This is a genomic window from Helicobacter sp. MIT 01-3238 (genome assembly GCF_003364135.1).
In the GTDB taxonomy this organism is placed as follows: Bacteria; Campylobacterota; Campylobacteria; order Campylobacterales; family Helicobacteraceae; genus Helicobacter_B.
In genome coordinates this window covers 78,249-96,565 of sequence record NZ_NXLN01000006.1, presented here as the reverse complement: position 1 = coordinate 96,565, position 18,317 = coordinate 78,249, and the positions used below count along the sequence as shown (strand labels likewise).

The window sequence follows — 18,317 nt, the reverse complement described above, 5'->3', positions numbered from 1 at the left end:
TTGCCTAAAATCTTTATTGTCAAAAATCGTATCTTAGTAATCCGCAAATTTGTCATTGCAAGCAAGCCTAAATACTTGCTCGACAGTTCGCACAATCGTCATTGCAAGAATCGCCTAGCATTCGTGGCAATCCACACGCCATAATCGTCATTGCGAGCAAGTCGCAAGACTTGCGTGGCAATCTATTTCTTTTTTATGGATTGACACGATTCCACGCTTTCGCGCGGAATCTCGCAATGACAGCGTGATTGTTTTACTAAAAGAAACTTCACTACACTTGTTTTGCCACGATTTTGCTACACAAAACCTCGCAATGACAGAAGCACTTGCATTGCTAGCGATTGTTTGCTTTGCTTGATATTTGAGGGGGCTTTCCCACTTCTTTAATCCCCTCGTGCTAATGGAGGGAGAAAGTGTATCGCTTGTGATAAGGCAACATTGTCATACAAAAGCGAAATATCTCCAATGTGTGGATTCTAGCTTTTTTGTAGATTCTAGTTTTTGCTAGATTTTGGGTGGTTTTCGTAGGTTTTATTTCTTTTTATACTTTTTGTAGTCTTTGTAGTTTTCTTGCGGTTTTTGTAGAGCAGTTTTCATAGAAGTTTTTCATAGAAGTGATTTATAAGCCATCAAGCAAGTCCGCCAGATAGCTTAATTGCCGATTGACTTTCACTCGATGAAAGTCAATCGGGCGTAAAATGTAAGAAGCGTCTAAGCAAAGCTAACTATTTGATACCGACAGCTTGTCCTTTTGCGATTATGCAGTTTTTGCCAAAAAATAGCAAAGACCAGTTACTAGCGCGTATATCGACATTGACTAGGGCATCTGCAGGTTGATTTTTCTTCGCTGCGACTTCGAGGGCTTTTGCCACTGCTTCGCTTACGCGATTATTTTTGTTACCAAAAGGTATGCCAAATACCCTGCTGATACAAGCCTTTCCTTGCACATACTCGCCTTTTTCGCTACCACTTGCAAGAGAGACATTGCCCGTAGAAGCCACAGAAAACTTAGCCAAGTTTTGTGAGCACCCACTCATTAGCACCGCTGCGATTATCCCAAAAATGCCTAGTGAAACCTTTGTCATCATAGAATGACTCCTTTGTAAGATTTTGCCACCATAAGATTCTTGCTAAGATTTAGCTAGATTACCTAAAGACTTCTAGCCAAACCCCTAGCCACAAGGGCTTACGGTGCACGCAAAAGTATGCTACAAAAAAAAAAAAAAACACTTTTTAAACCACGCATTGTGTTTTTGATATTTTGCATTTTTGTTTTGTTTTTGCTAGATTTTACTTTTTTTACAAATATTTTAAACTTCGCTTGCATTATTGCGGTTTGCCACGCGCCTAAAGTGGCTACTTTGGAATATGTGAAGTATTTTGATTTACGGGGGGTTTTATAAGGGGATTTAGGGATTTGCAGGGGATTGCAAAAGTATGCAGAAATATTACAGAAGTATTGTAAGGGCTCGTTTTGTGTGGGCAAGTCATTGAAATTACTAGATTTTCTAGCTACGCATTATATTTCTTTACGCTAGATTATCCTTATGCAGCATAAAATCACGCCCCTAAAACATATCAACCTACAAGCCACGATACACAATCAAGGCTTTTTGAAATGCCAAAATTTGAAATACAAAAAATGCCAAAAAGGCTTTCATATCCTTAATCTAAGCAATGATTTAAGCCACTTATTTAAAATCTATGTAAAAATAAATTCTAAAAAAATTAAAATTTTTTGTTGATAAATTTTTTTCATTAACTATTTTTATGTAATATTTCACCCGAGCCCATTACCCCGATGGGCTCAAAAGCAGACTTTTTCAAACTCCGAAGAAACTAGATTCCCCTTATCTCTCTCTCAAAATTAAGGGGGAATCTAGCCTTTATAACCTCCCCCTTTAAAATCCCACGATTCTAATCAAACCTTTCAAAACCTAAAACAAACTTCTTAGATTCCCTTAGTCCTCTAAAACACAGCTACAAAATTTATCAAACATATACAAAACCAGCACACAAACGAGCTTCACAAATCACTTCCACAAAGCACCGCCCCCCACTAAGTCGCTTTAGCAAAGCCACCAAACACACAAAATCAAATCCCCCCTAGCAAAATCCAAAACCGCAAACCCCCCATTCTCCCTCTATATCGCCATTCGCACGCTATCAAAGAGCGCGTCCATATTTTGCTTGGGGATAAAGTATTGCACGCCCGCGTTTTTTGCCTCTTCTAGCTGCTCATACTTTGGCATACTATCCACCACTAGACAAAACACGACTAGCTTTTTTTGATTTGGTAGCTGCTTTGAGTTTTGGATAAAATCCAGCGCACTCATCTCGCCTATCTTTTCCTCTAGCACGACTATATCGCAAGGGTTTGTAGCGAGTGTCTTTAGCGCGTTCATCGCGGCTTTTTCTACTATCACGGTTAGAGTAGAGTCGATTTTTTGGATTACTTCTTTGTATTTTAGTCCATCGACTTGGGAGTTTCGTATCACTAGGACAGATTTTTTGCTGACTTCTTCTAAGTATTTTAGTAAGTCAAAGAGTTCTTTAGATTTTGGCGAAGCCTTTGTCCTATCGATGCCGCGCAAAAAATAGCGTAAAAATGTCTTGGAGCTAAACCCACCCTCTATACGCGCATCGCGAAAAAATCTCCTCACACTCTCACTTGTCTTTGCCCTCCCCCACAGCGCACTATCCAAATCATAAGCCTTAGAATTTAGCAAAGAGATAAATCTATCTTTTATGTCCCTTAGCATAGGCGCATACACGCTTACAAACTCACTAAAATGCTCATCTTTAAATTTCTTTAGCCTAAAGTGTGCTTTCTCCAAAAACTCCTGACTTGTGGCGATAAACTGAATCAAATCCACATACGCCCGCCGAATCGCTTTGACTTCCTTTTCCATATAGCTAAATTCTTGGCTTTTTCTATCCATTCGCTGAAGTTTGCGCTCTGCTGTTTCTAGATTTGTCCCCATTGCTTGGCATTGTGCTTTGGCATTGGCAAGTGCCGCTTGCCTAGCTTCTATTTCTTTTTCTACTTTGATAAACTCCACTTGCTTGGATAAAAATATTTTCTCAAACGCATAAGGTGGGCTATACTGCGCCTTTTTGACATAGTTTTCAAAATCCCTAAACAGCGAGTTTATCTCGTTTTTGATACTGCGCAAATCCTCATTTTCTATTAGATTGTCCATCTCGCACAAATCATTATACGCTGTGAGTAGAAATCTCCTCATACGCAAAAAATCTAGCCCACTATGCCCCTGCACAAAATCACTATAATCCCTCAAAATCTTGTTTTCTTGCTCAAAAAACTCCTCTATACACGCATTTGGCATTTTTGTCATCGGTATGGTATCTGGGTCTATGGGCTTTGGCTTTATCCGCGCTCTAGTAACTACGCGCATCTCTACTTCAAATTCCACATCTTCGCCTACTTGTGGTGCACCATTATCATCTATCCACACCTCAAGGCTAAAATCAAAAATCCGTTTGTTTAAATCCTGCTCTATCTTGCCTTGATTGGTGTTTGTATCTATGCTTATGAGTTTGCCTGTAAGCATTTTTTGAGCTCCTTGCACTTGTGCGCTAACGCGCTAATATAATATTGTGTTGTGTGTTATTATATAAAATTTGCATTAAGTTTTGTTGTATTTATTGTGTTTTATATTTCTTAAGTGCCCTATTTAATCCATTTGGTTAGAATTTAGACTTACTTAAAATCCGCCTTAATCCGCCCTGCGCTTCCCCGCGCTTCAAGCAAACACACCATAAATTTAAAAAGTCCAAAAATGCAAACAAAAATCGCTTATTATCGCAATCTTTTTATTGGCGATAGCATAATCGCGCTTGATTCTATATATGCTATCAAAGCCCTCTATCCAAGCGCGTTTTTGGTTGTATACACGGGCGATATAGGAGTGCGGATTTTTTCTAAATTTGACTTCATTGATGAAATAGTAAATATACAAAATCTATCCAAAGAGCAAATCATAAAAAGCCTAGATTCTTTTGCATTTGACTACCTAATCCTAACCCAACCAAACCGCCGCCACACTAGCATAGCAAGTGCTAGCAATGCCAAAGTCATCATTAGCTACGCTATGTGGCACAATATCTTTAGGCGATTTTGGGGAAATATTTTTAGCACTAAAATATTTGGCAAAATCTTTAGAAAGTGCGGGTTTAGGCAATTTAAGCGGGTGTTTTACTCGGTGGCTTTTTCAAACACACCAAACTATAAGCGACTTTTATCACTCGTGCGAGAGATAGATACGCTCCACTATGATAGCTCTAAGATAGATTTTGCCCCCGCTAGATTCCCACATAGCCACACTCATATAGAATTTCTCAAGCAAAATCTAAAAACACCCCCACAAAGCTGCAAAATCCTAATCAATCCATACTCAAACTCCTGCCCCATAAGCCTAACCCCGCAAGGCTTCTCTACATTAGCAACTACTCTAGCAAAAGCCCTGCCACAAGCACAAATCATCATTTCTAGCTTTGAAGGTGCGCCAAGACTACCACTTGAGTATGATTCTCTAAATAGCGAGGAGGGGGGGGGGGGAGGCTAGAAATATACATATTTTCAAAAACAACCACGATTTGGGCAATCTAATCGAGCTTGTGCGGAGCGTGGATTTGCTAATCTCGCCAAGCACAGGCACTATCCACATAGCTGACAATCTAGGCATAAAAATCATAGGACTATATAGCAAAAGAGATATGCGACTATGGCTAGGCAAAAATATGGACAAATCCTCTATGATAGTGCTAAAGACGCATTATAGTAAGCTAAAGCAAAAGCAAGAGAGCAAAATCATAGAGACAATTACGCAAAAAACCATAGAAATACTAAAATCACGCCAAAAGAGCTAAAAAAGTGGCTTAAAGAAGTTAGCTAAAGCACCTACTAAAGCTGTGCTATTTCTTTGTAGTCTAGCAAATGCTTTTTGGATATAGCGTCATCTTTGAGTGTTGGGAGATTTTTATTGCCAAGTGCTCTTTTTAGATTGCCACGCCAATCGCTAAAATCCACCCCTCCAAAAGCACTTGCCAAATCGCCACAATCCTTGCCACTAGGCATTTCATAAAACAGCTTTTTCAAACCCTCATCAAAGTAGATTCCTTGTGCTATGACTTCCCTGCCCTTTATCCCTAGCCCTTGACACTTCTCGCACCCCACAGGGTAGAACACCTCCCAATCGCCCTCTTCTCTTTTGCCTTTGCAGTGCGAGCATAGCCTGCCTAAGAGCCTTTGGGCAATGATACAAATAAGGCTAGACTCTATCACGCTTCTTGGCGCACCCATCTCAAATAACCTCTCAAGCGTAGATATGCAGTCGTTGCTATGTAGGCTAGCAAGGACTAAATGCCCCGTGAGAGAGGCATTTAGCGCGAGGGTAAGCGTCTGCTCATCGCGTATCTCGCCTATCATAATGATGTCTGGGTCTTGTCGTAGCACAAAAGACAACGCCTCATAAAAAGAAAATCCAATCTCGGGGTTGATTTGGATTTGTGTAGCTAGGGGAATCTGATATTCAATAGGGTCTTCTAAGGTGATTAGCTTTTTTTGGAGAGTTTTTAGGGCTTCAAGTGCGGCATATAAAGTAGTGGATTTGCCAGAGCCTGTGGGTCCTGTGATGAGGATTAGCCCGCTCTTGCGATTTAGTGCCTTGCTTAGTATAGCTAAAATCTCACTACTTAGCCCCAAGCCCTCTAAGCTAATACGCTCCTTGTGCTTATAGAGAATCCTAAGCACAAGCGATTCGCCACTAAGCAAAGGCACGCAAGATATACGAAAGTCATACTCTATCTCGCCAAAATTCCTAGCATATCGCCCGTCTTGAGGCAAGCGCATTTCGGTAATGTCTAGCTTGGATTCTAGCTTGATTTTGCTAGAGAGTTTGCGCATAGAGTTTTTATCTAGCCTTGCTATCTCACGCAGACAACCATCTATGCGAAACCTTATACTGCCAAAATCCCCCTTATCCTCCAAATGCACATCGCTAGCCCTATGTGCTATTGCCTCCTTTAGCAAAAAATCTAGCTGCTCACCGATACTACCAAGCGCGTAATATCGCTCCAAAAACTTTAGTCCAAGAAGCACCCACGAAAAATAATGGCTAGATTCTCTCAAAAACAAAATAGGCTTGTTATACACGCTAAGTTTGTGCGCTATGGCTTGCCTACTCTCCTCATCACGCAAAACAACCAAAATATGCTCAAACAACGCGCTAGAATCCTGCGTGCTAGAATCTCGCTCACTTGAGATAGGACAAAGCTCCATACCATAGACAAACCCACCAAGTCGCTCACTCATATCATAAGAGAGCATATCAATACTCATCTTTTGTGGCGCGAAAAAAGATAAGTCAATCAAATTTTTAGATTCTATAAAAAAGCTCATTTAAACCCAAATAAAATTAAAATTGTGCAAAACTCTATAATGGCATTTTGCAAGGGCGCGATTATATCACAATAATGCAAAAACTGCGATTATCTTAGGGTTTTGCTTATCTTTTAAGCGCGAATATGCTATAATAGCCCGCTTATCAATTCTAAGAGAGGTGTTTTGTCGGTGTTTTTGTCAAGGTTATTTAGTCTAAGACTACTTAGCTCTAGCTATGCGGGGGTTTATATAAACAAGCCTTGTGCCAAACAAAATCTTGCGCGAAAAATAATGCCAAAGACAATGTCAAGCACAAAATCCATAAGGAATCCATAAAATGCAACTATCACAAGTGCCAATACAAGTAGCAAAGCAAACGCTTTTTGCATACTTTTTGCGCAATGTCTTGGCTAGTATCCCATCTATGATACGCGCTTTTGTGCTTGCTTGTATTGCTCTTTCTTCTATCGCTTCACTTACACTTGCCAAATCGCCAAAATCTACAAATCTGGATTCTAGTCCAAAACCATTTAGCCTAGATAAATACGGCACGGACTCTATCATCATCAAGCCAGATTCTAGGCTAAAGTCTTACAACTCATTTTCACAAGATTCTGCAAGCAATATTCTAAACCCAAACAAAGCCTTGCAAAGACGCAACCAAGAAAACGCAGAGATGCTAGATTCTAGCGTCATTCCGCAGTTTTTGCCACGAGGTAAGATTCCCTCCCCTCTCCTCCCGCCAATCCCACTAACACCGTATTCATTGCAAGAAGAGCCACTTGAAAAAGTAGAATTTATCATATCCTACAAAGCCCTAAGTCAAAACGGCGTAATCACAGGCGAAAAATACAGCATTTCCTCCCCACTCATCTCAAAATCAAGCCTCCCTATCGAATACACCTGCTCTATTGACACACCCATAAATGATTTGGTAAGTGATGATGAAATTTATGCTATCAAATACATTCTCTCTCATAGCCAAGATGAAGTCCTCCACTGCTTGCGCAAAGGCGGTGCAAGTATCCTATCTCACGCACGCACGGCGGATTCTACACATATCAGTGATGATACGATTTTGTCTGTGCCTGCTAAACGTGTGCTAGCGTATTTTGACAATCGCTACCTAATCCTAGAAGTCCTAAAAGAGCTAAAATGAGTGCAAAAACCACACAAATGAAAATCGCTATCGTAGAAGATGACATAAATATGCGAAAAAGCCTTGAGCTATTTTTTGCCGAGCAAAAAGACTTAGAAGTCATAACCTTTAGAAGCCCAAGAGACGCGCTAAACTCGCTAGATTCTAGCTTTGACTTAGTCATCACGGATTTAAATATGCCTCATATGAATGGGCTTGATTTCCTAAAAGAACTAGGTGGCAAGTATGAAATGATAGTCATCACGGGCAATGCCACGCTAAATGCAGCGATAGATTCTATTCGTCTAGGTGTCAAAGACTTTTTCCAAAAACCCTTTGAGCCAGAGCTACTGCTAGAAGCGATACATCGAAGCAAAAAAATCTTAGAATTTCAGCGCACACACGCAAAGACCACTAGCACCAAAACCACTCAAATCAACCAAAAAAGTCCCTTTGTCGCCACAAGCCCCACCCTAGAATCCCTAAAATCCCAAGTGCTAAAAGTCGCCCCTACGGATTCTAGCGTGCTGCTTATGGGGGAGAGTGGCGTAGGCAAGGAAGTCTTTGCGCGATTTATCCACGAAAATTCATCTCGTGCAAAGCAGGCATTTGTCGCCATAAATATGGCAGCAATCCCAGAGCATTTGCTAGAGAGCGAACTTTTTGGGTATGAAAAGGGGGCTTTCACAGACGCGCTAGCGATGAAGCAAGGGCTTTTTGAGCTAGCAGATGGAGGGACGCTGTTTTTGGACGAAATCGGCGAAATGCCCCTACTACTGCAAGCAAAGCTACTTCGCGCTATACAAGAAAAAGAAGCTACTAGACTTGGTGGGAGCAAGCCTATTAGCTTTGATGTGCGTATCATCTCTGCGACAAATGCAAACCTAGAGGAGCAAATCGCTCAAAAACGATTTAGAGAGGATTTGTATTATCGCTTGCAGACTATCCCTGTGCGTATCCCGCCACTGCGTGAGCGCACAGAGGAGATTTTGCCAATCGCTAAGTGGAAGCTAGAGCTTGTCATCGCTCAATACTCCCTAGAGTCAAAAACCTTTAGCCAAGAAGCACAAGATGCACTTCTAGGATATGAGTGGCACGGAAATATTAGAGAGCTACTCTCTGTGGTGGAGCGAGCAGCTATCCTAAGCGATAAACAAATCGTGCCAAAAGACTTGTTTTTGGAATCTAGGCAATCAAAAGCAAAGCCAAAAGACAAAATCGAGGAGCTAGAAAAACAGCTCCTAGCAGAAGTGCTAAATGAGTGTGGCAACGACACCAAAAAGGCAAGCAAGCTACTAGGAATGAATGAGGAAATATTATTTCACAAACTCGCTAAATACGATATAAGCGTAAAATAATGTCGATTATGGTAATATCCCAAGTTTGTTTTCAAGTTTTTTCAAGTTTCTTATGGGTTTGGCTTGTAATGATTTTATAGCTTTGGCAAACCTACCAGAACGCAAATACTAAAATCTAAGGAATAAATAACAACAATGCAACAACCTAGCACACGGCTTATTGGATTTAGGCAAAATGAAGCAATTTTTGACTTGCAAACTATCATTCAAAATAGCGCACAAAATGGCAAAAATATCGATTTTGATACCCTTGCTACTATGGAAAATCAAGTAAGTAAGCAATACGGAGATAAAATCTACTTTGACAACTCTGCGGATTCGCTAGAGATTATCCGCCACTCTTGTGCGCACCTGCTCGCCCAAGCGATAAAAAGCCTCTACCCCGAAGCAAAGTTTTTTGTGGGACCTGTGGTAGATGAGGGATTTTACTACGATTTCAAAGTGGATAGCAAAATCAGCGAAGAAGACCTGCCCAAAATCGAAAAGACAATGAAAGAAATCGCCAAAAAAGGCTATGAAATCACAAAATCCACGATGAGCCGCGCAGACGCGCAGACTCGCTTCGCAAATGATGAGCTAAAGCTCGCCGTTATGAGCAAGATAGAGGGAGATAGCTTTGGTATCTACACGCAGGGCGATTTTTTTGACCTTTGTCGCGGACCACACCTGCCAAACACCAAGCTACTTCAGCATTTCAAGCTCACCAAAATCGCAGGGGCATATCTAGGAGGCGATGAAGGCGCGCAAATGCTAACAAGAATCTATGGCATAGCTTTCGCTGATAAAGACGCGCTAAACGCCTACATAACGCAAATGGAGGAAGCAAAAAAGCGCGACCACAGAAAGCTAGGGCAAGAAATGGGGCTTTTCACATTTGATGAGGAAATCGGCGCGGGACTACCGATATGGCTACCTGCGGGTGCTAGACTACGGCGCAAAATCGAAGAGCTGCTTACAAAAGCACTTATCAAACGCGAGTATGAGCCCGTGCGTGCGCCTGAAATCCTAAAAAGCGATGTGTGGAAAAAAAGCGGGCATTATGCCAACTACAAGGAAAATATGTATTTTACCACCATAGATGAGCAAGAATACGGCATAAAGCCGATGAACTGCGTGGGGCATATCAAAGTCTATCAAAGTGCGAAGCGAAGCTACCGCGAGCTGCCTTTGCGGTTTTATGAATACGGAATCGTCCATCGCCACGAAAAAAGTGGCGTGCTTCACGGGCTTTTGCGCGTGAGGGAATTTACCCAAGATGATGCGCATATTTTCTGCCTCCCTAGCCAGATAGAGAGCGAAGTCAATCAGATTCTAGAATTTACACACAAAATTATGAATGCGTTTGGGTTTAGCTATGAGATGGAGCTAAGCACGCGCCCGCAGAAATCTATCGGGGAAGATGCGATATGGGAGTCTGCCACACAAGCCCTAAAAAACGCTCTAGAATCTAATGGCATAAAATACGGCATAGATGAGGGTGGCGGGGCTTTTTATGGACCCAAAATCGATATAAAGATTACCGATGCTATCGGGCGCAAATGGCAGTGTGGCACGGTGCAGGTGGATATGAACTTGCCTGAACGATTTATGCTAGAATACACCGATGAAAACAACGAAGCCAAACAGCCTGTGATGCTTCATCGCGCGATTTTGGGGAGCTTTGAGCGATTTGTAGCGATTTTGACAGAGCATTATAGCGGGGAGTTTCCTTTCGCTATCGCGCCTACACAAGTCGTGCTTATCCCTATCGGGCAAGAGCAAGTCGCCTACGCACGCCAAATCCAGCTAAAACTACGCGAAATCGGTGCGTATAGCGAAGTGAGTGATAAAAACGAAACGCTCTCAAAGCGCGTGCGCACCGCAGAAAAAGCCCGAGTGCCACTCATCGCAGTCATCGGGGCAAGCGAAGTGGAATCCAAAATGCTAGCACTGCGCGATAGACGCATAGAGCGTGAAAAATCCCAATACAGCTTAAGCGAAGGAGAATTTTTGAAATTGGTAGAATCTAAAATGCAAAGGGTAAGTTTTGAGTAAAGAAGAAGTGCTTATAAATGAGGAAATCCGCTTCGATGAAGTGCGGTGCGTGGGGGATAATGGCGAAGTGTATGGAGTGATGAGCTCACGCGAGGCACTAGAAATCGCGGTAAGGGAGGATTTGGACTTGGTGCTTATATCCCCAAATGCCAAGCCACCTGTGTGTAAGGTTATGGATTATGGGAAATTCCGCTATCATCAAGAAAAGCGACAAAAAGAAGCCAAAAAAAAGCAAAAGCAAATCGACATAAAAGAAATCAAGCTCTCCACCCAAATCGCCCAAAACGACATAAACTACAAAGTCAAGCACGCAAGGGAGTTTATCACAGATGGCAAGCATGTGAGATTCAAGGTTTTCTTAAAGCAGCGTGAGATGAATATCCAAGATGCGGGGATAGATACGCTAAAAAAAGTAGCCGCTATGATAGAAGACATCGCCACAGCGGAGAAAGAGCCCAAAATCGAGGGTCGCTATCTAAGTGTGCTCTATGTGCCCAAAAAAGTGAAATGAGGGTAGGCAAAATAGCAGATATAATACAACATTATGCTATTAACCACTCAACCAAAAAACCAAAAGGAGTGAAAATGATTGAAAAACAAAGGACTAAAACAACACAACAAAATCCCAGCAATGAAAGTTTTAGCGGATATGGTTTGGCATTAGATTTAGCAAAGAAAATGCGTCAACAAGGACAACAAATGCAGACAAAAGCAAATACAAAACAAGATGTGGTAAAATCTAAAGAGGTCAAAAAATAATGCTAGAAATTACCATAAAAGATATATTGTTACTTTTAATTACAATTTTTGCATCATTTTGGATAGCTAGAAAAATATTTATCCAAAGTGCTACCGTTCAAATTGAATTTTCTATGACACAAAAAATAGAAAATTATTTGGACTGCATTGCCAATAAAAAATCAGAACAAAATGATATAATGCTTGCTAAATATAAAATCTTAACAGCCCTTGATTTATATTACAAATATTATAAGCGGAGATATTTAAATAAGAAAATAGTTGATGAAAATAATGCAATGTATAAAGAAATCATTGATGATAATATAGATATTATTAAAGAAAACAAGGAAATTTTTAAGAATATATACGAATACATTGAGCGAAAAAGCTTTAATCTTAGGAAAGGAGGTTAGGATAATGCCAAAGATGAAAACAAATCGCGGGGCAGCCAAAAGGTTTAAATGCAAAAAAAACCTTATCAAGCGTGGTAGCGCGTTTCGCAGTCATATATTGACAAAAAAATCGCCAAAGCGCAAAGCGCGGCTAAAATCGCCTCATTTTGTGCATAGTGCAAATATTGATTCTGTGAAGAATCTGCTTTGCCAAGCCTAGCGCAAATGCTTAACACAAATCTTTGCACATTTTAAACGCTCAAAAAAGTGATTAGAATACAAAGTAAAATGATAAAGAGTTAAAGTCAAAGTCCCCCTTAAGATTTGCAAAATCAGTGCTTGAAATAGCACTCATAGTCGCAAACAAGGGCAAGATTAGCCAAACAAAAAAAACACGCTTAGGATTTTAGGATTTCATAATCCCGTGAAAATTCCAAAAGCGTAAATGGCTACACCTAAGACAAGGTAAAGGAGAAAAAATGAGAGTAAAAACAGGCGTAGTGCGCCGCAGGCGACACAAAAAAGTCCTAAAACAGGCAAAAGGTTTTTATAGCGGGCGTAGGAAACACTTCCGCAAAGCAAAAGAACAGCTAGAGCGAAGTTTGTGCTATGCGTTTCGCGACAGGAAGCAAAAAAAGCGCGATTTTAGGAGTCTTTGGATTATCCGCATCAACGCTGCGTGCAGAATGCAGGATATGAGCTACTCGAAGTTTATGCACGGGCTAAAGCTCGCAAATATCGAAATGGATAGAAAAATCCTAGCCGATATGGCGATGAATGACATCGCTAGCTTCAACAAGCTCATAGACAGCGCAAAATCGGCATTGAAGTAGTTGAAAATTCTGGTTAAAAAACATTTAACCAGAATTTTTATTTGTTTTGTGGGTCTATAAATATCTTAGTTGTTGGCACATAAAATTATAAGATGTGCCTCCACCAAAACTAGGAATGGACTAAATAACTGCTTAAGAAAGAATATTATTTGTTGTCTTTGAATACGACAAAAATTAAAACATAGCGAGTTTTGCAAATGTCTATCTATAAGAAATGCTAAAAAATAAACTAGCATCATCTATTACAACACCGCCGTCCTTACCAACATCTTGTCCTCTAAGATATAAAACCTTATCATTCTTTATATATGACCCATTTTTGTTTGATATGCCTTTTTTATCATAAATTAAATATCTTTTAAAGACTATACTTTCCCTATTTAAATTATTTTCATAAAAATATGAATAACAATCAAACAAGTATCCCATAAACAATCTAGAACATTCTATCTGTTGCAACGATTCATCAGCAATTCTATCTGTATAGCTTGTTTTAATCTCGCAGTATGCAATGTTTAATTGATTTTCCAATGAAAACAATACTATAAAATCACAAGATTTTGATGTAGAATAATCTTTTAATACCCTTTGAGGAATAATTTGGTTTCTTTGTTGCAAAATCAACACATTATCTATATTTTTAAATACGCATTTAATCCATTTTATAGAACTATTCTTATCCTTTTCGTAAACAACAAAATAGCCATTTGAGGACTCAGCCATAAGGCTTGGGTTTATTGATTTTTTTATCTTTTTTATAAAATCATTCATCGTATCTCAATCCATTATAAATTTCTTCAAAAATAAAACCTTGATTTTCGTTTTGTGAATTTATAGGCTCATCAAATGTATTCATAAATATACCCCTTATAGAATCTACTTTTATCTCTCTTAAGATATTCTTCCTGTTATTGTTTTGTGCTACATAGGCTCTCACTTTATTAGATTTCAATTTATATTCTTTGGTATAGCCACTTTTTTGGAATCTGCTTATTTGTTCGTCGGTTAGATTGTTTAGCATTATACAATTGCTTAATTCCCTTACTATGTAATCGCTGTGTGTTGTGATAAATACTTTGATTCCCGCATTGACGAGCAAAGCAATAAGCCTGCCCATAAAAACTTGGTTATTTGGGTGTAGATTTAACTCTGGTTCATCTATCATCAAAATATTTCCACTTTGTGCTATGTGTAAAATATAATAATTAAGCATTAGCAGAGAGCGAACAGAGCTAGATGCACGCTGTATTAAAAATTTACCCTTTGTAATTCTCTGCTTTGCACCTGGCGCAAATTCTATCCCTATTTCACTAACAATATATTTTCCACCAACAATCTTATAAAGTAGCTCTATAATTTCTTTGTGCAAAACAGAACATTCTTGTTTTATAAAACTTACTTTTTTACTTACTTCATCAAGTTCACGAACAAAATAAATATTATCTTTTACTGGTTTTGGATATCTAGAATAGTTACTATTGAGCACATTAAAAACAGTTTGTTGTATGTTTTTTGTATCTGCTCTTGATATTTTTTCTACAATCTCGTTCTTATTTACATCAAGTTCTTTTTGAAACATTGATGCACCTGTCCTTTCAGCACTTAAAATAAAAGCTACCGGATGTGAGATTATGATAATATAATTAAGTAAAGCTAAGACAAAACTCTCCTTTCTATAATTAACATCTTTTTGCATTTTTTCATTAAAGTGATTTTTACTCTTTTCATAACTAAATAAAAAATATTGTTCAGTGATTTCCACTAGTTCAAATTGAGGAGAATGTGAGAAAAATTCTTTGATATTTTTTTTATTATCTTCATTATTATCATATTCAATATAACTAATCATAGCTTCCTTGGAACTTGTATTAAAGACACTAGAGTCAAAATCTTCATCTCGTCCAGCAAGTATTGCTGCCAAATTAGTTTTGTAATTACTTTCAAGCTCTTCAAATAGATTCGCAATAATTTTTTCCATATTTTTTGAATATATCTTTATTCTATATTCATCTAGAATATCAACATAATTCTCCGTAATGTTTTTTAACAAATCAAAAATAACATAATTCGTATCGCCCCTAACAAAATCCAAATATCCATATAAACTGTAAGTAGCATAGGTTTTACCTGTATTATTTTCCCCACATATAATAGTCAAATCTCCTACTTCAAATTCAGCTTCATCAAGCATACCAACATTCTTTAGACTAACTTTCACTGTAAGATTTCCTCCAATCATTTTATTTAAATTTAGAGAAGACTAGAGCGGGCATTATATCATATTTTAGTCTCCTTAATGACATCATCAAATCAAAGCATTAAAAATATATAAAAAATACACATATTTTTAGTAATAAAAGCATATACTAACTCTGAGTCGTTATAATGTCTTTCGGCAGATTTTAACATATAGTTTTTGATAAGTTTAGTATGCCTAATAAAAAACACTACTGCGTAATCTCAACAATAGCATTTTTTGTTATCCTAGCTAAAAAATTACTAAAAGATAACCACAATGACACCAATGCAAAAAAAACGCGCAATAGTTAGCTTTACCTCGTGGCTTCCTGTGCTTAGCCTTACTTGTGCGGCTTTTGTGTTCAACACAAGTGAATTTATCCCCATAGGGCTTCTTAGTGCGATAGCTAGCGATTTTTCTATGAGTGAGGCGCGTGCAGGACTACTCATCACTATCTATGCGTGGGTCGTAGCCCTTGCTTCTCTACCACTTATGCTTAGATTTTCTCACACAGAGCTTCGCAAGCTTATGCTTTGGGTTATGGCGATATTTGTGCTTAGCCACGGTCTATCTGCGCTAGCTAGTAGCTACTACACGCTTATGGCTTCACGCATAGGAGTTGCACTCTCTCACGCTCTTTTTTGGTCCATAGCTTCGCCTATGGCGATAAAAGCCGCCCCTAGAGGAAAGCACTCTATGGCACTAGGATTTATCGTAGCAGGTAGCTCCCTAGCTCTCACAGCTGGACTACCTCTAGGACGGGTAATCGGGCTTTATATCGATTGGCGTAGCACATTTGCGTGTATAGGGATTTTGGCTTTTTGCATTATGGTGCTATTTTGGCGTGTGTTTCCCACTATGCCTAGCACCCAAAACATCTCGGCCAAAACCCTCCCCACACTACTATCAAATACCGCCTTTCGCAGAATCTGTCTCCTAACGCTTATTTTCATCACGGGAGAATTTTGCACATATAGCTATATTGAGCCATTTTTAGCCCAAAGCCTAAAAGATAGCGGTGTTACTTACGCGCTAGTAGTGTTTGGTGGGAGTGGTATTATCGCTAGTATCGCCTTTTCAAAGCATTATGACAAGCACCATTTAGCCTTTGTAAATCTCTGTCTTTTTGGCGTTGTTGGTAGTTTGCTTGTGCTGTATTTTATCTCGCATTATTTGTGGCTAGTGATTGTGCTATGTGGATTTTGGGGATTTGCAATCGCGTGTTTTAATATCGTATTTCAATCCCAAACCATAGCCTCTGTCCCCCAAGCAAGTGCTGTGGCAATGTCGATTTTTTCGGGGATTTATAATGTAGGCATTGGTAGTGGAGCATTTATCGGTGGAGCAGTGTGTGAGAAGCTAGGCGTAGAGTTTGTAGGCTTTGTCGGTGGAGTAGTGGCATTTATTGCGTGTATGTATTACTTGCGAAAAATGCCATTTGCAAGGGTGTTTCATCGCTTTAGGCTAAAAAATCGCAAAATCTAAACACCCACAGACACCCCCCCCCCACAAATCCACTCCAAGCAAATATCAAAACCTATATAAGCGGATTATCCATTTCTTTGGGGGTTTCTATGCCCATTATCTTTAGCACGGTAGGTGCGATATTATTTAGCGCACCCTCGCCTACGCTTTTTACACCATTTGCTAGTATGAAGCAATACACATCGCCCACAGTGTGATTTGTCTTTATCTCGCCCTTATCGTTTTGCATCTCCTCGCAGTTGCCGTGGTCGCTTGTGAGGATTACAGCATAGCCCTCTTTTTTTGCGACTTCATAGATTGCGCCTAGCTCTTTATCCACAGCTTCTACGGCTTTGAGCGCGGCTTGGTATTTGCCTGTGTGCCCTACCATATCGCCATTTGCAAAATTCACCACCACAAAATCACTTCCCGACTTTATCGCCTCACACACTGCAGCCCCCACCTCTGGCGCGCTCATCTGTGGTTGCAAATCATAAGTAGCCACCTTTGGCGAGGGAATCAGCACGCGAGATTCTCCCAAAAACGGCTCTTCTATCCCGCCATTAAAAAAGAAAGTTACGTGGGCATATTTCTCTGTCTCGGCGATATGCACTTGGGTTTTGCCCTCCCTGCTTAGCACTTCGGCAAGGGTGTTTTGCGGGGTAATCTTTGGAAACAAAATAGGGTATGGAAATGTCTCATCATATTGTGTCATAGTGAGTATGTGCTCCGTATTTGCAGGGCTAGCAATCCCTTTGCCAAACCACTTTTCGCGCTCAAATTCGCTAAAAGAATCGCTACCAAGCACTTCTATGATTTCCCTCGCTCTATCGGAGCGAAAGTTTATCATCACTAGCCCATCTTGCGGGGCAAACCCACCAAATCCATTAAACGCCTTTGGTTTGATAAACTCATCAGTAATGCCTTGCTTATACGAGTTTTCAATATATTCTTTGGGAGTTATGCTAGAATCATCACGCTGATTTTTTGCAGGCAAATCGCTAGTGCCATAAGCAAGCACTCTATACGCCTCCTCTATCCTCTCCCACCGCTTATCTCTATCCATAGCATAGTATCGCCCGCTTACACTGCCTATACGCACACTCTCGCAGCTATCACATAGATTTTGCACTTGCTCTAAGTAGCCTAGCGCAGAGGTAGGTAGCACATCTCGTCCATCAGTGATTAAATGAAGCCATACGCGTTTATCTAGCCCTGCATAGATTTTTGCCATAGCCAAAAAATGCTCCAAATGCGAATGCACCCCGCCATCACTCATAAGCCCTAGCAAATGCACTTCGCCAGATTCTCTAGCGTGCTTTTGCAGTAGTGGATTTTTTGACAAAGAGCCATCTTCTATCGCTTTAGAGATACGAACCAAATCTTGATATAGCACACGCCCAGAGCCGATACTTGTATGTCCTACTTCAGAGTTGCCCATCTGCCCGTGTGGTAGCCCCACAGAGCCACCATAAGTATGTATAAGACTATAAGGCACATTCTCAAACAGCCAATCATAAGTAGGCTTTGTCGCATTGGCAAAGGCATTGTAAGGCGAGGGAGGCTTATGCCCTATGCCGTCCGTGATGATAAGCACGCATTTTTGCGGAGCTGTGAGCGTATTTGTATTCATTTTTGTCCTTTTTGTATGTGATAATTTAAGGAATTTAATTGTGATATTTAAGCACAAAAGGGATAATTTTTTAACAATACAT

Annotated in this window: 16 protein-coding genes and 1 pseudogene; 11 read left to right on the top strand and 6 right to left on the bottom strand. The window is 39.9% G+C overall.

The window, feature by feature from the left end:
• Positions 1-725 precede the first annotated feature (725 nt).
• Together CQA40_RS03350 and CQA40_RS03340 are read right to left on the bottom strand one after the other, a co-directional pair.
• Positions 726-1,088, bottom strand: a complete 363-nt coding sequence (locus tag CQA40_RS03350; RefSeq protein ID WP_115519536.1) for a DUF6567 family protein — start codon at positions 1,086-1,088, stop codon at positions 726-728.
• A gap of 1,056 nt (positions 1,089-2,144) precedes the next feature.
• A complete protein-coding gene (locus CQA40_RS03340) occupies positions 2,145-3,572 on the bottom strand; it encodes a hypothetical protein (RefSeq protein WP_023926876.1) in 1,428 nt (475 codons plus the stop codon).
• A gap of 228 nt (positions 3,573-3,800) precedes the next feature.
• Between CQA40_RS03340 and CQA40_RS03335 the strand changes: the two genes are divergently transcribed.
• Both CQA40_RS03335 and CQA40_RS03330 read left to right on the top strand, forming a co-directional pair.
• Positions 3,801-4,586: a glycosyltransferase family 9 protein gene (locus tag CQA40_RS03335; RefSeq protein WP_115519534.1), complete on the top strand. Its 786-nt coding sequence runs from the start codon at positions 3,801-3,803 to the stop codon at positions 4,584-4,586.
• Between the two features lie 31 nt (positions 4,587-4,617).
• Positions 4,618-4,890 carry a glycosyltransferase family 9 protein gene (locus CQA40_RS03330; RefSeq protein ID WP_181882811.1) on the top strand — a complete coding sequence of 91 codons (273 nt, stop codon included), beginning with the start codon at positions 4,618-4,620 and terminating at the stop codon, positions 4,888-4,890.
• A gap of 34 nt (positions 4,891-4,924) precedes the next feature.
• On the opposite strand, the gene CQA40_RS03325 is transcribed toward CQA40_RS03330, so the two are convergent.
• Positions 4,925-6,421 carry a GspE/PulE family protein gene (locus CQA40_RS03325; protein WP_115519532.1) on the bottom strand — a complete coding sequence of 499 codons (1,497 nt, stop codon included), beginning with the start codon at positions 6,419-6,421 and terminating at the stop codon, positions 4,925-4,927.
• Positions 6,422-6,740: 319 nt separating this feature from the next.
• Between CQA40_RS03325 and CQA40_RS03320 the strand changes: the two genes are divergently transcribed.
• The 8 genes and pseudogenes from CQA40_RS03320 to rplT all read left to right on the top strand — a co-directional run bounded on the left by CQA40_RS03320 (position 6,741) and on the right by rplT (position 12,899).
• The gene (locus tag CQA40_RS03320; protein ID WP_115519531.1) at positions 6,741-7,562 is read left to right on the top strand and encodes a hypothetical protein; all 822 of its coding nucleotides are present in this window, start codon (positions 6,741-6,743) and stop codon (positions 7,560-7,562) included.
• A 17-nt stretch (positions 7,563-7,579) separates the two neighbouring features.
• Positions 7,580-8,899, top strand: coding sequence for a sigma-54 dependent transcriptional regulator (locus tag CQA40_RS03315; RefSeq protein ID WP_115519552.1), 1,320 nt, complete (start codon positions 7,580-7,582; stop codon positions 8,897-8,899).
• Positions 8,900-9,187: 288 nt separating this feature from the next.
• A pseudogene (gene thrS / locus CQA40_RS03310) lies at positions 9,188-10,933 on the top strand (threonine--tRNA ligase); the annotation flags it as partial.
• A complete protein-coding gene (gene infC, locus CQA40_RS03305; RefSeq protein WP_115519529.1) occupies positions 10,926-11,444 on the top strand; it encodes a translation initiation factor IF-3 in 519 nt (172 codons plus the stop codon). The pseudogene thrS and the gene infC, both read left to right, overlap by 8 nt.
• Before the next feature lie 74 nt (positions 11,445-11,518).
• Positions 11,519-11,692, top strand: a complete 174-nt coding sequence (locus CQA40_RS11020) for a hypothetical protein (protein WP_181882810.1) — start codon at positions 11,519-11,521, stop codon at positions 11,690-11,692.
• The gene (locus tag CQA40_RS03300) at positions 11,692-12,087 is read left to right on the top strand and encodes a hypothetical protein (RefSeq protein ID WP_115519528.1); all 396 of its coding nucleotides are present in this window, start codon (positions 11,692-11,694) and stop codon (positions 12,085-12,087) included. Before CQA40_RS11020 ends, CQA40_RS03300 begins: the two co-directional genes overlap by 1 nt.
• A gap of 4 nt (positions 12,088-12,091) precedes the next feature.
• Complete coding sequence (gene rpmI, locus CQA40_RS03295) at positions 12,092-12,286, top strand: 50S ribosomal protein L35 (protein WP_023926866.1); 195 nt, start codon at positions 12,092-12,094, stop codon at positions 12,284-12,286.
• Positions 12,287-12,545: 259 nt separating this feature from the next.
• The gene (rplT, locus tag CQA40_RS03290) at positions 12,546-12,899 is read left to right on the top strand and encodes a 50S ribosomal protein L20 (RefSeq protein ID WP_023926865.1); all 354 of its coding nucleotides are present in this window, start codon (positions 12,546-12,548) and stop codon (positions 12,897-12,899) included.
• A 201-nt stretch (positions 12,900-13,100) separates the two neighbouring features.
• On the opposite strand, the gene CQA40_RS03285 is transcribed toward rplT, so the two are convergent.
• Positions 13,101-13,670 carry a hypothetical protein gene (locus tag CQA40_RS03285; RefSeq protein ID WP_115519527.1) on the bottom strand — a complete coding sequence of 190 codons (570 nt, stop codon included), beginning with the start codon at positions 13,668-13,670 and terminating at the stop codon, positions 13,101-13,103.
• Positions 13,663-15,117 (bottom strand): AAA family ATPase, encoded by a 1,455-nt coding sequence (locus CQA40_RS03280; RefSeq protein WP_220271893.1) that lies wholly within the window; start codon positions 15,115-15,117, stop codon positions 13,663-13,665. Before CQA40_RS03280 ends, CQA40_RS03285 begins: the two co-directional genes overlap by 8 nt.
• A gap of 297 nt (positions 15,118-15,414) precedes the next feature.
• On the opposite strand from CQA40_RS03280, the gene CQA40_RS03275 reads away from it, so the two are divergent.
• Positions 15,415-16,623 (top strand): sugar transporter, encoded by a 1,209-nt coding sequence (locus CQA40_RS03275; RefSeq protein ID WP_258864441.1) that lies wholly within the window; start codon positions 15,415-15,417, stop codon positions 16,621-16,623.
• A 52-nt stretch (positions 16,624-16,675) separates the two neighbouring features.
• Here CQA40_RS03275 and gpmI read toward each other — a convergent pair whose 3' ends face one another.
• Positions 16,676-18,235, bottom strand: coding sequence for a 2,3-bisphosphoglycerate-independent phosphoglycerate mutase (gene gpmI / locus CQA40_RS03270; RefSeq protein WP_115519525.1), 1,560 nt, complete (start codon positions 18,233-18,235; stop codon positions 16,676-16,678).
• Between the last annotated feature and the right edge of the window lie 82 nt (positions 18,236-18,317).